Source organism: Dysgonomonas termitidis, from assembly GCF_054657735.1.
Genome location: NZ_BAAHYD010000002.1, coordinates 3,069,872 through 3,085,196 on the forward strand (window position 1 = coordinate 3,069,872; position 15,325 = coordinate 3,085,196).

The window sequence follows — 15,325 nt, forward strand, 5'->3', positions numbered from 1 at the left end:
ATATGAATAAGAATCAATCTTTGTTTCAGAAAGAATTAGTGCAGGAAGCACTTAGAAAATCTTTTGTGAAACTGAATCCTAAAATAATGTTCCGCAATCCGATTATGTTCACTGTGGAGATCGGGACAATAATTATGTTTTTCGTTAGCCTATGGACTTTATCCGGAGAAACTTCGCAAGGTAGTTTCGCTTACAATTTCATTGTCTTTCTCGTTCTCCTGGCGACTGTATTATTCGCCAATTTTGCTGAAGCTATTGCTGAAGCACGGGGAAAGGCCCAGGCTGATAGTCTACGGAAAACGAGAGAAGAAACCCCGGCAAAACTTCAAGACGGGAGCATCGTATCTTCCGCTCTATTAAAGAAAGGAGATGTCTTTGTTTGTGAAGCCGGAGATATTATTCCTGCCGATGGGGAGATCATTGAAGGGCTTGCTACAATAGATGAAAGTGCCATCACCGGAGAATCCGCACCCGTTATCAGGGAAGCTGGAGGAGATAAAAGTTCGGTAACAGGAGGCACAAAGGTTTTGTCGGATAAAATAATAGTACAGGTCACAACCCAGCCCGGAGAAAGTTTTCTGGATAAAATGATCGCATTGGTAGAAGGTGCAAGCCGTCAGAAAACGCCGAATGAGATCGCTTTGACCATACTCCTTGCGGGATTTACACTTGTATTTATAATTGTCTGCGTTACGCTGAAGCCTTTTGCCGATTACGCGAATGTTTCGATTACAATTGCGGCCTTTATCTCACTATTTGTATGCCTGATACCTACGACCATCGGCGGGTTATTGTCTGCCATCGGTATTGCCGGTATGGACAGGGCATTACGGGCAAATGTAATTACTAAGAGCGGAAAGGCCGTAGAAACCGCGGGAGATATCGATGTCCTGCTTTTGGATAAGACAGGGACTATTACAATCGGCAACCGTAAAGCAACTCATTTTTACCCTGCCGATGGAGTAAATAATGATGAGTTTGTCAGAATTACCGTTCTAAGCTCATTAGCAGATCAGACACCCGAAGGCAAATCAATCGTCGAACTGGCTCAGGTGAATCCGTCTAATTACGATATGCCTGCATCCCGTTTCAAGTTTATAGAATTCACGGCAGAGACACGTTGCTCAGGTGTTGATGTCGGAGATATGCAGATACGCAAAGGAGCTGCCGATGCTATCCGGTCATTAGCCGAAAGAAACGGAAACCCATATCCGGAAGATGTAGCCAACATGGTGAAAATAATTTCAGAGAACGGAGGTACACCTTTGGTCGTATCGGTTAATAATAAGATTGTCGGTACGATTGAATTACAGGATATTATTAAACCCGGCATACAGGAACGCTTCGAACGCTTACGCAAAATGGGAATAAAAACAGTTATGGTAACCGGAGATAATCCGCTGACAGCAAAATATATTTCGGAAAAAGCCGGAGTCGATGATTTTATCGCGGAAGCCAAACCCGAGGATAAGATGAACTATATAAAAAAGGAGCAGAATGAAGGGCGGCTGGTTGCAATGATGGGTGACGGTACAAACGATGCACCTGCTCTCGCACAGGCCAATGTGGGTGTAGCCATGAACAGCGGGACTCAGGCAGCAAAGGAAGCCGGTAATATGGTGGATCTGGACAATGACCCTACTAAACTGATAGAGGTGGTAGAAATCGGTAAGCAGTTGCTAATGACAAGAGGTACACTTACTACATTCAGTATTGCGAATGATGTCGCTAAATATTTCGCCATTATTCCGGCATTGTTCATTACAGCCATCCCGGCTTTGCAAAGCCTCAATATCATGAGATTGAACAGTCCCGAAAGCGCTATACTTTCAGCTATTATCTTTAATGCAATAATCATCCCCATTCTGATTCCGTTGGCATTAAAAGGAGTCGCCTACAAACCGATAGGAGCATCGGCTCTGTTAAGACGAAATCTACTTATCTATGGTCTGGGAGGAATCCTTGTTCCATTTGCAGGAATCAAGTTGATAGACATAATCGTATCATTATTCATCTGATAAAAATAAAGAAAATGAAACAGCATATTATTCCGGCCATCAGGCTGACAGTCGCTACACTATTACTCTTTGCGGTTGTATATCCGGTTGCGGTTTGGGGGATCGCCCAACTTTCCCCAAATCAGGGCAAGGGAGAGATAATAGAACTCAATGGGAAAAAATATTACTCGAATATCGGGCAATCATTTACGGATGACAAATATTTCTGGTCACGGCCATCGGCTGTCGATTACAATGCAGCGGGTTCCGGGGGGAGCAATAAAGGTCCATCCAACGAAGAATACCTGGCACAGGTTCAGGCGCGCATAGATACCTTTCTGATACATAATCCGCAGGTAAATAAACCGGAAATCCCGGTTGATATGATAACAGCCAGCGGAAGCGGCCTTGATCCTGATTTTTCGGTACAGGCAGCAAAGGTGCAGGTGAAAAGAATAGCAAAGATCCGTCATATGGAAGAATCTAAATTGCTTGAGTTGATTGACCGGGAAACTGAAAAACCATTACTTGGTTTATTAGGCCCTGAAAAGATTAATGTATTAAAGCTAAACATAGCATTGGATAACTTATAATAATAAAGCCGATTTAAGAGTGTGTCTAAATTTTGCAATGAATAATGAATTAAATTATCTGTATATAAATGATTTAATGTGATATATGAAGAATAAAAATTACCGTCGAAAAATGAGTGAAACCTGTTACCTTTGTTACTTTTTAACAGTTACGAGTTACTTCGCCCTGCGGGCAGTTACAAGTTACGAGTAGACGAGATACAAGTTGTTAACTGAAAAACCTGTTACCTTTGTTACTTTTTAACAGTTACGAGTTGTTCACTGTTTACTGTTTACTGATATTTTTATACTTTTATTTTATATAAAAAACTACTTTTAAAGCAGATTGTTTCATACTAAGTATCTAAGAACTAATTTGAAGATCGTACTAAACGATGGATAAAGATAGAAAAAGCGCTGAATATTTTCTCAATTTGATAAAGCAATCGAAAAGAGGTAAATTTAAATTATATATCGGGATGATTGCCGGTGTGGGCAAAACTTACAGGATGCTGCAGGAGGCGCATATCCTTCTGGATGGAGGCGTAGATGTAAAAATCGGCTATATCGAAACCCACAACAGACGCGAAACTATGGTGTTATTGGATGGAATACCTGTAATTCCCAGAAGGAAAATCTTTTATAAAGGCAAAGAGCTGGAAGAACTGGATGTACAGGCTGTTATAAATTTACACCCCGAAGCCGTAATCATAGATGAACTGGCTCATACAAATATAGAAGGCAGCAAAAACGAAAAACGCTGGCAGGATGTACTTGAAATACTCGAAGCCGGCATCAATGTTATCAGTGCAGTAAACGTTCAGCACATAGAGGGACTGAATGAGGAGGTCAAAAAGATCACAGGTATAGAAGTTGCAGAGCGTATTCCCGACCGGATTGTAGCTATGGCGGATGAAGTTGTGAATATAGATTTGTCTGCCGATGATCTGGTGACCCGACTTAAAGATGGGAAAATATATCCGTCTGATAAGATACAGGCTGCATTAGCTAATTTCTTTAAGACCGAACACATACTTCGCTTACGGGAATTAGCTTTAAAAGAGGTCGCGAGCCATGTGTTGAAGAAAGCTGACAATGAAACTTTTTCATCTCAGCCCGGATTACATAAAAACTTTATGGCATGTATTGGCAGTAATGGAAAGAAAGCCAATAACATAATCCGTAAAACCGCTCGTCTGGCCAGTTATTACAGTGGTGAATGGTATGTGCTGTATGTGCAGACTCCGAAGGAAGGGGCAGATAAGATAGCCCTGGACAGCCAGCGGAAATTAATAAACAGCTTCAAGATGGCTGTTGAATTAGGAGGACAGGTAATACAATTAAAGCACAAAAATATACCGAAAACTATTTTGGAACAAGCCATTAAAAAAAATGTATCGACAGTCTGCATCGGAATGCCTTACATCAGCAGATGGCGTATGCTATTGTATGTCGCCACATATAAGAAAATATTAAGTGAATTAAAAAAAGAAGGTATAGACCTGATTATTCTGTCATGAAAATAAAGACCAAATTAACATCCGGAGTTGGACTGCTTTTCTGCCTGATTATATTATTGGCAGGTGTCAGTATCTGGTATATCAACGATCTGAGGAGAGATACCAGAAATATACTTATGGCGAATTATAATACGTTGGAATACTCCCGGAATATGCTGCTTGCCCTGGATGAGATGAGAACTGATCCGGGAGCAGTATCCGCATTTGAAGCAAATTTAAAAAAGCAACTGAAAAATGAAACCGAAATAGGAGAATCCGATAAAACATTGCAAATTTCAAATCTTTTCTCGGATTTGAAGCGTAATACAGAAAACGACAGCCTAAAGGTCATAATACGAAAGGATATTGCAGCCTTAATGAAACTCAACATGGACGCTATTGTTCAAAAGAGCGAGATAGCAAATAATACAGCGGAGAACGCCATCATCTCGATCATTATAACCGGAGTCCTGTGTTTTCTTATTGCTTTCACTTTGCTTGTCAAACTACCCGGAAACATAGCAAACCCTATCCTTCAGTTAACTGCAAGTATAAGAGAAATAGCCAATCAGAATTACCGGCAACGGCTAAACTATGAAAGTCATAATGAGTATGGAGATCTGGCTAAATCTTTCAATATAATGGCTGAGAAACTGGAAGAATATTCAAACAGCAGACTTGAGAAAATACTCAAGGAAAAGAAACGGGTTGAAACGCTTATCAATAATATGCACGATCCTGTTATCGGGCTTGATGAAAATAAAATTATTATTTTCATCAACGATGAAGCATTAAAAATAACAGGACTGTCCCGCAATGAGATTTTAAATAAACCGGTTCAGGATATCGCTGTCACTAATGATCTGATCCGTACACTTATTGTTGATCTGATTGATCCTTTAGCAAAAAAAGACGAGGCCCCGTTAAAGATCTTTTCTGATGATAAACAATCTTATTTTGAAAAAGAAATCATCCATATAGAGATCAATAAAACAGGAGAAAATATAACAGAACTGATCGGCTATGTTATCCTGCTAAAGAACATCACTATTTTCAAAGAACTTGATTCGGCTAAGACGAACTTTATCGCTACTATATCTCACGAGTTGAAGACCCCGATATCTTCAATAAAGATGAGCACACAGTTGCTTGAACACAATGAAACAGGAGTATTGAACGATGAACAAAAACAGTTAGTGGAAGGCATAAAAGAAGACAGTACACGACTTTTACAAATCACCGGAGAACTACTCAATATGTCTCAGGTAGAAACAGGAAATATTCAATTGAATATTCAATCCACAGACCCCGGGCTTATAGTCAGATACGCTATTGATACCATACAGTTACAGGCAGAGCACAAGAAGATAAAACTTCAGCTGGATATGGAACCCGGTATTCCATCGATTGTGGCTGACGCCGAAAAAACAGCTTGGGTCCTTATTAATTTTCTGACTAATGCCATCCGTTATTCAATGGAAGATAGTGAGATTATAGTTTCTTTGAAAAAAGAAACTAAAGGAGCTTTATTCTCCGTAAAGGATTTTGGTAAAGGAATCGATTCCAGATATAAGAAAAAAATATTTGAGCGTTATTTTCAAATACCGGGAAGTTTAAAATCGGGATCAGGTCTGGGACTGGCTATCAGTAAGGAATTTATCGAGACACAGGGAGGAACAATCGGGGTGGATAGCGCCCCGGGTATGGGAAGTACATTCTTCTTTATTATTCCATACGGTAAGCTCTAAGGTTTCAAACCTATTTATTAACTTGCCTGGCATAACAACAATAGAAGGGTTATCTCTTTGGAATATATTCTTAAAAGCATGCTGTTACTAAAAAACGACCAAAATGAGAAAGATATTATTGATTGATGATGAAGAAAAACTCCGTAAACTGATGGCCCGGATCATCGAACTTGAAAAGATAGAAGTATCTCAGGCAGAGAATGCAACAGCGGGGTTGAAGCTATTGGAGAAACAGTATTTTGATGTTATCATTTGTGATGTCAAGCTACCTGATGCTAATGGTGTCGATCTGATTCCTCAGATAAAAAGAATACAACCTTTGGCCGAGATTATTCTTCTGACGGCATATGGGAATATTCCGGATGGCGTTCAGGCAATAAAGAACGGGGCTTTCGACTACATAACAAAGGGAGATGACAACAACCGTATAATACCTTTGATATACAGGGCATTGGAGAAAGCAGAACTATTTAAACGGGTAAACCAGCTTGAACAAAAAATTGAACAAAAATATTCCTTTGACAATATTATAGGGAGATCTACCCCTATTCTTTCTGCAATAGAAATGGGACGTAAAGTAGCACAAACAGGTGCTACTGTATTATTAACAGGAGAAACCGGAACGGGGAAAGAAGTTTTTGCCCAATCGATACACTACGGAAGCCAGCGAAAGAATAAGCCCTTTGTCGCCATTAATTGCTCTGCCTTTAGTAAAGAGCTATTGGAAAGTGAGTTATTCGGGCACAAAGCAGGAGCTTTTACCGGAGCTTTAAAAGATAAAAAAGGTCTTTTTGAAGAAGCTCACCAGGGAACTATTTTTCTGGACGAGATCGGAGAAATGCCGGTTGATTTACAGGCTAAAATATTAAGGGTACTCGAAACGAAAGAGTTTATAAAAATAGGAGAAACCAAATCTCAAAAGGTAGATGTAAGGATCATTGCCGCTACCAATCGAGTTTTAGAGGACGAAATTGAGACGGAGCATTTTCGCCGGGATTTATTTTATCGATTATCTGTATTCCAGATACATTTACCGCCTCTGAGAGAACGCATTTCAGACATAAAATTGTTTGTAAGTGAATTTGTAAATCTGTTCGCAACCAAATCCAACAAAAGAATCAATATAATTTCTCAGGATTATTTAAAGTTATTGGAACAAAGTAGCTGGAAAGGAAATATAAGGGAATTAAGAAATGTTATTGAACGCAGTGTGATCCTAACCGATGATGATACCTTAAATATCGAGACATTACCTTTGGAGATACGATATCCGGGTACTAATTCACCTGAATTTATAACAACCCTGGCTTTATCAGATATCGAAAGGCTGCATATCAAAAAGATTTTAGATTACACGAAAGGAAATAAAGCCGAGGCTGCCCGAATACTCAAGATAGGAATAGCCACACTTTATCGTAAAATAGAGGAATATAAACTGTAAGAAACCAATGGAACAAAAAAGCTACACTTTCTTAGCTGATCAAACCCAATGCAGAAGCATATTTTACAGCCTCCATGGAATTATTTACATCTAACTTTTCTAATATCCTTTGCCTATGTGTATTAACAGTGTGGACACTGATAAATAGCTGTTCTGAAATTTCCTTACTAAGCAAGCCTTCTTTTATTAGCTGTAAAACAGCGATCTCTCTGGTGGTAAGATCTGATTTTTTTCGGGATAATAGGTTCTCAATAGAAAAAAACTTATTCTCTTTTACGTTTAAGATATGGCATCTCACTGTTTTAAATGAGCTTTGGTCAGGAGATAAATCCAAAACACTTAATGACAACCATGCATTACCCGACTTATCTTTTTCTAATAGGGTATATTGCTCTACCACCCTCACATACTGGCCTATAGCATTGCAAATACGAAACTCTGAGATCATTTTATAATCCTGCAGGTTTTCTTTATTCGCATGTAGGAACCGGAGTGCTGTAATACCGTTTTTAATCAAAGGATGCAAATCGTCAGGGTGCACGCGTTCATCTATACCCTCTTTACAATCACCGAATATCCCTCCGAAATTAAAGGATGTATATACATGCTTCCTCTTATACATATCAAAGACCGTTATCCCGCTGTTGGAAACCTTAGCTAGATGGGATAGCATTTGCTTATGATATTCCAGCAGAGAGTAATCAAGATCAGCTTCATCAAAACTCTGCAATGATAAAAGCCGTGCATGTTCCTTTTGTAAATCTTCCATATGACAATATAATGATAAATCAGTATTGATCTCGCAGAGGATAGTATCTTACTTTGTACAAAGCAAAATTAGGCAAAATCATGAATAAAACGTTATTATTTCTTTTATTAAATGTCATCTCATTAGGTATATTATGTGGTCAGTCATCTCAAAATATACGTGGTATAGTATATGACAAAGAATCGAATATCCCGATTGAATATGCAACAGTTGCAATACTGAACAGCAAGACACCTTTAGGAGTAAGCACTGATAGTTCAGGACAATTTAAAATACAAAACGTTCCGATAGGCAGATATGACTTACAAGTATCGTATGTTGGATATGAACCAATTGTCATAAAGGAGGTACTGGTTTCATCTGCCAAAGAATTATTCTTAGAAATACGAATAAAGGAAAATTCAAAATTACTGAATGAAGTTATTATTACTCCTCAAATAAATAAGGCTCAGCCATTAAACAATATGATATTGGGAAGTGCCCGTATGCTGAGTGTGGAAGAAGCGAGCCGGTATGCCGGAGGCTTTGACGATCCGGCAAGGTTAGCGACATCTTTTGCCGGTGTAACAAGCAGTGTTGGGAATAATGGTATTGTGGTAAGGGGGAATGCACCCAAATTTCTGCAATGGAGGATGGAAGATGTCGAAATCCCGAATCCTAACCACTTTGCAGAAGTAACTACTTTCGGCGGCGGAGGTTTATCGGCATTGAGCAGTTTTGTTTTAGGTAATTCTGATTTTATGACAGGTGCATTCCCTGCTGAATACTCGAATGCTTTATCTGGAGTGTTTGATATGAATCTACGCACAGGAAATAACCAAAAACGGGAGAATACTGTACAACTCGGTTTAGTCGGAATAGATGTTGCTTCCGAAGGCCCATTCAAGAAAGGGAGTAATTCTTCTTATATTTTCAATTACCGGTATTCAACACTAGGATTGCTCTCTTCTCTGTTACCCGAAGATGCAGAGAACACAAAGTATCAGGACTTGTCTTTTAAACTTAATTTCCCAACCCAAAAGGCCGGTATATTTTCCATCTGGGGAGTAGGCCTGATTGATTGTTCGGGGCAAAATGCAGAAACCGATCCTAACAAATGGGAATATATGCAGGATAAAGAAGATCAGGATGTAAAGCAGTATATGGGAGCTGTTGGTCTGAATCACAGATTAAGAGTATTGGGCAATGCAACACTTAAAACATCTTTGGCTACTACTGTTAGCGGACTTGATATGCATACTGAAAGAATGGATGCCAATGTAAAACCTATTCCTCAGAACTTAATCAAGTCTACCAATTGGAATTTTGTATTCGCTTCATCACTCAATAAGAAGTATAATGGAACACACACCAATAAAACAGGCTTGAGGGTTACAGGGCTTAAATATAATCTGCTATTAGAAGAAGCGACACATCAACAGCCAATGAATACCATAACCGATGAATCCGGTTTCAGTTCTTTACTATCTGCTTATACGAATTCATCTTTACAATTTTCGGATAAATGGACGCTTAATCTTGGTATCAATACGCAATTGTTTACACTCAATGATAATTATACGATAGAGCCCAGAGCAGCATTGTCATGGAAATTTAAACCAAATCAATCTTTAGCCCTTTCATACGGGCTACATAGCAGACTCGAAATGTTGAATTATTACTTTACTAAATCGAAAGAGGGTGAACTTATTAACAAAAATATGGATTTTACAAAAGCTCACCACATTGTATTATCCTATGACCTAAATATAGGAAACAACTATCATGTTAAGATTGAACCTTATTTCCAACAATTATACAATGTTCCTATTATAAGCGATAGTACATTTTCGTTTATAAACCTTCAAAATGATTGGTTCATAACCAATAAGCTTTCGAATAAGGGAAAAGGAGTCAATTATGGTATCGATATAACCTTTGAGCGGTATATGTCAGAAGGATATTACTATATGCTCACTGCATCTCTCTTTGATTCTCGTTACAAAGCAGGGGATAATAAATGGAGAAACACAAGGTATAACCGAAACTTTGTATTTAACGTATTAGCAGGAAAAGAGTGGATGGTAGGGCGCAGTAAACAAAATATGTTCAATGCTAATATTCGATTATCTTATCAAGGAGGAGACAGATACTCGCCTATTAATCTTGATGCATCACAGAAAGAGGAAGATGCTATTTATGATGAAAACAAAGCCTTCTCGAAGCAATTATCTCCGGCCTTTCTTTTACACTTTAATGTAAGCTACAAAATTAACAAGAAGAATTTATCCCATGAGTTTGCGATTAAAGTGCTGAATGCAACTAACTATAAGGACTATCAAGGTCATCGATACAATTTTAAGACGCATTTGGTAGATCCAGAAAGAGAAGCTGTGATGATCCCAAACATTAGTTATAAGATTGAATTTTAGTTTATTTATCTCATTGGGCATAGTTTGTGCTATTTAGCAATACAAACTTAATTGTTTGCCCTTTAACTGTCAGATCAGGTCGAAACTATTTCAAATAAGGGCAAAGGCCTGATAACCTTTATCTTATACTCGTTATCTGACAAAAAGAGTTCTTGTGCAAGCGATCTATCCAATCAGCTAGGCTTGTCAAACTCCCGAACATCCAAAATACTGCTAAGTCTTGAGGAAAAGAAATATATTACAAGAAGAATGGGGAAGGTTGATAAAAGAAATATGCTCTTCTCCTTAACAGCTAAGGGTAAAGAAAAGATGAAAAAAATACAGGCAAGAGAAAACATATATATAGAACTCATAAGCCGATTAATTAAGTTGATAAAACAATTCATTAAACAATAAGATTATATTAATTATCATAAAAAATAAATACAAGAATAAGCTTATCACAAACGGAATTTCAAGAGGTGCATCTGTCGCAGCTTGCTTAAGGATATTTGGTTACTCAGGTTATTAAGCAAGGAGGTCCAATTTATTACCTGATGCGAATTGAACATGCATACATCCTCCTCTACTCACCGGCTAAAGGCTCTGTTAAAATGGCTGGATTTGCGGCAGATAATATTCTTAGAGAAAAGATAAAAATTATTCAATGACACGATATTGAAAAAATAGACTTCTCAAAAACAATATCATCAGATGTAAAAACAATCGAAGAATGTTGTAAAGGTTATAAAACATGCAGAGTAGACATAACAGAGTCCTCTTTATAAATAGAAAAACTCAGCTATCATTCTGTATTTAATGTAAATTAATATTTCAGTCAAACAATTTCCTGAAGAATTATATTCTAATGGAAATTAAATAGTATCTTTGTAAGGAATATAAGAGTAAATGAATATGCAAATTATAAAAAACAATTGGACATATCTGTTAGGGGCCCTCATAGGAGCAATAGGCGGCTATATGTATTGGAGGTACATCGGATGTAGTACCGGAACTTGTCCCATAACTTCATCTCCGACAATCAGTACATTGTATGGATTACTGGCAGGAGGTTTATTCGGTGGGATTTTTAAAAAGAATAAAGTAAAGAAACAATAATAAAATAAATAATTATGGCAGGATTTCTTAGTCGGTTACTTGGATTAGAAGATAAAGCGGACTTTAAAACACTTATGGAGAATGGAGCTATACTTCTGGATGTCCGCACAAAAGAAGAATATAAACAGGGAGCAACAACAAATTCGATTAATATTCCTTTGGATAACTTGAGAAATAATTTATCGAAACTAAAAAAAGATAAACCAATTATCGCTGTATGTGCCAGTGGTATGCGTAGCCGCAGTGCAGTATTTTTTTTAAGGAGTAAAGGTTTTCAGGAAGTATATAATGGTGGAAGCTGGTTTAATTTTAGATAAATAAATGAATCGTATATTAAAAAACTGGGATCTTGCCCGGATAATTCGGTTGTTGTTGGGAATGCTGATAGCTATCTATTCAATATCCTCTAAGGATTATATATTTCTTGTCTTAGCCGGATTCCTGCTTTTTCAGGCAATTATAAATATTTCCTGTTGTGGATCTGCAGGATGCTATACGGACACCAAGTACAAAAAAAACATCTACGGTGATCAGATAAAAAAATATAAACCGGATTAAATGAAGTATATAATATTATTCATCCTGATGGCATCATCGCTTATATCTTGTAATAACAAGGCTGAAACAAAAGAAACGATTAAAAAAGAAAATAAAATGACAACAATATATTTAACAAAAGTTGAATTCTTATCAAAAGTTGTTAATTTTGAAACAAATCCTACCCAATGGAAATATTTGGGGGATAAACCGGCATTGATTGATTTCTATGCTGACTGGTGTGGGCCGTGTAAGGCTATAGCTCCGGTGCTGGAAGAATTGGCTGCAGAATATGGAGACCGTATATATATTTATAAAATAAATACGGAAACAGAGTCTGAACTTGCCGCCGCCTTCGGAATAAGAAGCATACCTTCTTTACTGTTTGTTCCGATGGACGGGCAACCACAGATGGCTGCAGGAGCATTGCCTAAACAGCAATTAAAGGAGGCTATTGATAATATTTTATTAAAAGAATGACAGTAAATATAAACTTATACTAAAATGACAGACAATATAAATAATTCGCAAGTAAGAACACTATGCCAGATCAGAGATGTGTACCGGGCAATTTATGAATTTGAATTAAATTTTCAGCAATTATATGATCTTGGCCTGAATGAAGGAATGCTACTATGTTCGCTAAATGCTCAGAAATATTCATCAAATGAATTAGCGGGTGTATTGGGGCTGAGCAATTCGAATACATCAAAGGTGATAAAGTCTGTAGAGAAGAAGGGGCTTATCCGACGTATTGTTGGTAAGGAGGATAAGCGCCAGATGTATTTTGCTTTGACTGATTTGGGAAAGAAAAAACTTGAATCGATAAAATGTGCTGAGTTCGATATTCCCGAAACGCTAAAACCCGTAGTCGAATTATAATAGTAGGCTATGAAAACAATTATAAATGCAAAAAATATACACTGCAATAGCTGTGTACGGTCCATAGGTAAAGAAATCGGTATTATTCCCGGAATATATGGTGTTAATGTGGATATTGCGAATAAAGTAATAGCAATCGATCACACAGAGGAAATCACAGAAAAAGAACTTCAGGAAAAATTTGAAAAAATATATTGATACGTAAACGAAACAGAGGCAAGGATAAATGATAAACCTTGCCTCTGTTTTTATTTATATTTTTTGCCCGATAAAGCGTATTACAGAGGCTTTCCCATTATGCCCTATCCCTTCTGCCAGTTTTATTTCTTTTTCTTCTAAAAGATCGATCTCCAAAGAATCAAAGATCGAGAGAATCTCTTGCTTCGAATACATCATATCCACAAGTGGAGGACCTCCTGCCGATGGGTTTTGTTGTTGATATTTTATATGATCTTTACTGAATCCTTCAATAATAATATGCCCTCCGGTTTTCAACAAAGGCAATAACGATCTGTGATATTTTGCTTTTAACTGTTCCGGTAGGTGAACATAGGTAAGAGCAATTACATTATAAGAATCAGCTACATAGTTTTGTGCAACATCCTCGAAATTTATTACTTTATACGAGATATCCGCATTGTTCTTATGTGCCAGTCGCAAGGCTTTTTCTTTAGCCTGCTGGCTTTGATCGAAAGCATCCACACTCCAGCCCCTCATAGCTGCATATACGCCGTTCCGTCCTTCCCCATCAGCAGGAAGAAGTACTTTTCCGACAGGAAGTGCATCTATAATTTCTTTGAAAAAAAGATTTGGCATTTCTCCATACCGGTATTCTTCAATATTGTACCGTTCATCCCATTTATTATTCATAATTATTCATTTTTAATTAATATGCACTGAAGAAATCCGGTTTAATAGTAAACCCTATTCTGATTTGATTTGTGTATTTTTTATAGTTCAGTAACCCTTCTCCATAACCGGCATAATAATCCAAAGTTAGGTATTGGTTTGAATTTTTGGACACCCTAAACGATAAAGATGTATGTAAATTAGGGTTTATAAACTTATCCCGTGGAATTATATTAAGGCTGAACCACCATAAATTATTCTTATTTATATAATTGACGGAAAAGATACCATATCCTCTGTAACGCAACAAATCTTTATTATTGCCGCCATCCACATACGGCAGATATATTTGTGCTTTAGCCGATAATCGCATATTGTAAAAGTATTTAGCTGACAGATTCACATAGTTCCAACTACGCGAATCCTCACCTGCCTTCCCATTCGATTCATGTTCCAGAGAAACCATTACCGCTCCTTTCAATTTGTTGTCTTTTATAACATACCTGCCTATGCCTATCCCCGGATTGTAATTTGTATCGCGGAAAGGACTTGATTCGTCATAAATATCCCAGAATGACTTCTGTGAATATGTAATATATAAAAACGAATTGAACGGAAGTACACTTCTGGTAACTCTGTGGCGAATGCTAAACTGAAAAAATGCATCTGCTGATTTTCTGGTTACCGATTTATTTAAAGGGATGCCAGTTACCATGTAATTATCCTTGTATACAGCAAAAGCTGCTTGTTTATCAAGAACAGCCCTTACAAGATCTTCCGAAACTTCAATCGGCTTATGCTTCAATACATTTATCGACTGCATCTCGTGCAGATAGTTGTTCCGAAGTGAAAGACTATCCACGTGCAAGATCGTATTCTCTTGTGAATAAGCAATCGGGACGTGTATAATAAAAGTAAAGAATATGGCTATTATGTAAATTCTTGTTTTCATATCTAAAAAAGAGAGCAAAAGACGATTTCAATATTCGGTTTTGCTCTCTCAAATCTAATTAATCAATTTACCGTTTAACGTTCAATTTATCGAGCAGGATTTCCAACGGACAAAATTTAGTGAAGGATGACTGGATAAGATTTAGACCTACAAAGGCAGGCAGCAACAACCATCCGGCAGAAACAAAATAAGCCAAAGAAATGCCTGCTAACACCATTGTTCCCGCTACTATACGTACAATATATTCACGTTTCATAATTAAATCAGTTTAGAAAAGTTTTCTACATCAAGAATAAATGCATGCACAGGAAAAGGGTTTTTTGTTTCAATATTGCAACTATCAATTTCTGAAATAGCCTTATCTGCAATTTCTTTCGTTATAAAGCTGAAAAGCATTATAGAATTGGTTTTAGCATTACTTCCATTCGCCGCAAACCAGCCCAGGTTTTCTTCTTTCTTTTTATACCCGGTTATGTTGGTTACACTAAACCGTTTTACTCCGGCTTTATGGAGCAGGTTTGCTACCCGCTCCTGATATTCTTTTATACTTAATACAACTAATAGTTTCAT

Annotated in this window: 17 protein-coding genes; 12 read left to right on the forward strand and 5 right to left on the reverse strand. The window is 37.4% G+C overall.

Translation table 11 applies throughout. From position 1 onward, the window contains the following. Positions 1 to 2: 2 nt before the first annotated feature. The 5 genes from kdpB to ACYQ3L_RS16655 all read left to right on the forward strand — a co-directional run bounded on the left by kdpB (position 3) and on the right by ACYQ3L_RS16655 (position 7,257). Positions 3 to 2,018 (forward strand): potassium-transporting ATPase subunit KdpB, encoded by a 2,016-nt coding sequence (kdpB, locus tag ACYQ3L_RS16635; protein ID WP_379998033.1) that lies wholly within the window; start codon positions 3 to 5, stop codon positions 2,016 to 2,018. A gap of 14 nt (positions 2,019 to 2,032) precedes the next feature. Beyond that, positions 2,033 to 2,590, forward strand: a complete 558-nt coding sequence (locus ACYQ3L_RS16640) for a K(+)-transporting ATPase subunit C (RefSeq protein WP_379998031.1) — start codon at positions 2,033 to 2,035, stop codon at positions 2,588 to 2,590. 374 nt (positions 2,591 to 2,964) lie between these two features. Continuing rightward, complete coding sequence (locus ACYQ3L_RS16645) at positions 2,965 to 4,089, forward strand: sensor protein KdpD (RefSeq protein WP_379998028.1); 1,125 nt, start codon at positions 2,965 to 2,967, stop codon at positions 4,087 to 4,089. Continuing rightward, positions 4,086 to 5,816, forward strand: a complete 1,731-nt coding sequence (locus ACYQ3L_RS16650) for a sensor histidine kinase (RefSeq protein ID WP_379998026.1) — start codon at positions 4,086 to 4,088, stop codon at positions 5,814 to 5,816. Before ACYQ3L_RS16645 ends, ACYQ3L_RS16650 begins: the two co-directional genes overlap by 4 nt. 103 nt (positions 5,817 to 5,919) lie before the next feature. Further along, on the forward strand, positions 5,920 to 7,257 hold the full coding sequence (locus ACYQ3L_RS16655) for a sigma-54-dependent transcriptional regulator (RefSeq protein ID WP_379998024.1): 1,338 nt from the start codon (positions 5,920 to 5,922) through the stop codon (positions 7,255 to 7,257). A gap of 31 nt (positions 7,258 to 7,288) precedes the next feature. On the opposite strand, the gene ACYQ3L_RS16660 is transcribed toward ACYQ3L_RS16655, so the two are convergent. Continuing rightward, on the reverse strand, positions 7,289 to 8,026 hold the full coding sequence (locus tag ACYQ3L_RS16660; protein WP_379998022.1) for a response regulator transcription factor: 738 nt from the start codon (positions 8,024 to 8,026) through the stop codon (positions 7,289 to 7,291). 80 nt (positions 8,027 to 8,106) lie between these two features. Between ACYQ3L_RS16660 and ACYQ3L_RS16665 the strand changes: the two genes are divergently transcribed. From ACYQ3L_RS16665 to ACYQ3L_RS16695, 7 genes are all read left to right on the forward strand, one after another. After that, positions 8,107 to 10,437: a TonB-dependent receptor gene (locus tag ACYQ3L_RS16665; RefSeq protein WP_379998020.1), complete on the forward strand. Its 2,331-nt coding sequence runs from the start codon at positions 8,107 to 8,109 to the stop codon at positions 10,435 to 10,437. Between the two features lie 120 nt (positions 10,438 to 10,557). Next, positions 10,558 to 10,833, forward strand: coding sequence for a MarR family winged helix-turn-helix transcriptional regulator (locus tag ACYQ3L_RS16670; protein ID WP_459952470.1), 276 nt, complete (start codon positions 10,558 to 10,560; stop codon positions 10,831 to 10,833). Positions 10,834 to 11,331: 498 nt separating this feature from the next. Further along, positions 11,332 to 11,535 (forward strand): DUF6132 family protein, encoded by a 204-nt coding sequence (locus tag ACYQ3L_RS16675; protein WP_379998018.1) that lies wholly within the window; start codon positions 11,332 to 11,334, stop codon positions 11,533 to 11,535. A 14-nt stretch (positions 11,536 to 11,549) separates the two neighbouring features. Further along, positions 11,550 to 11,852, forward strand: a complete 303-nt coding sequence (locus tag ACYQ3L_RS16680; RefSeq protein WP_379998015.1) for a rhodanese-like domain-containing protein — start codon at positions 11,550 to 11,552, stop codon at positions 11,850 to 11,852. A gap of 241 nt (positions 11,853 to 12,093) precedes the next feature. After that, a complete protein-coding gene (trxA, locus tag ACYQ3L_RS16685) occupies positions 12,094 to 12,552 on the forward strand; it encodes a thioredoxin (RefSeq protein ID WP_379998013.1) in 459 nt (152 codons plus the stop codon). A 24-nt stretch (positions 12,553 to 12,576) separates the two neighbouring features. Then, a complete protein-coding gene (locus ACYQ3L_RS16690; protein ID WP_379998011.1) occupies positions 12,577 to 12,954 on the forward strand; it encodes a MarR family transcriptional regulator in 378 nt (125 codons plus the stop codon). A gap of 9 nt (positions 12,955 to 12,963) precedes the next feature. Next, positions 12,964 to 13,152, forward strand: coding sequence for a heavy-metal-associated domain-containing protein (locus tag ACYQ3L_RS16695; protein ID WP_379998009.1), 189 nt, complete (start codon positions 12,964 to 12,966; stop codon positions 13,150 to 13,152). Positions 13,153 to 13,206: 54 nt separating this feature from the next. Here the strand turns inward: ACYQ3L_RS16695 and ACYQ3L_RS16700 are convergent, their stop codons facing one another. The 4 genes from ACYQ3L_RS16700 to ACYQ3L_RS16715 all read right to left on the reverse strand — a co-directional run bounded on the left by ACYQ3L_RS16700 (position 13,207) and on the right by ACYQ3L_RS16715 (position 15,325). After that, a complete protein-coding gene (locus ACYQ3L_RS16700; RefSeq protein ID WP_379998007.1) occupies positions 13,207 to 13,824 on the reverse strand; it encodes a class I SAM-dependent methyltransferase in 618 nt (205 codons plus the stop codon). A gap of 16 nt (positions 13,825 to 13,840) precedes the next feature. After that, a complete protein-coding gene (locus ACYQ3L_RS16705; RefSeq protein ID WP_379998005.1) occupies positions 13,841 to 14,755 on the reverse strand; it encodes a phospholipase A in 915 nt (304 codons plus the stop codon). 67 nt (positions 14,756 to 14,822) lie between these two features. Continuing rightward, positions 14,823 to 15,011, reverse strand: a complete 189-nt coding sequence (locus tag ACYQ3L_RS16710; protein ID WP_379998003.1) for a YgaP family membrane protein — start codon at positions 15,009 to 15,011, stop codon at positions 14,823 to 14,825. Between the two features lie 2 nt (positions 15,012 to 15,013). Next, complete coding sequence (locus ACYQ3L_RS16715) at positions 15,014 to 15,325, reverse strand: hypothetical protein (protein WP_379998001.1); 312 nt, start codon at positions 15,323 to 15,325, stop codon at positions 15,014 to 15,016.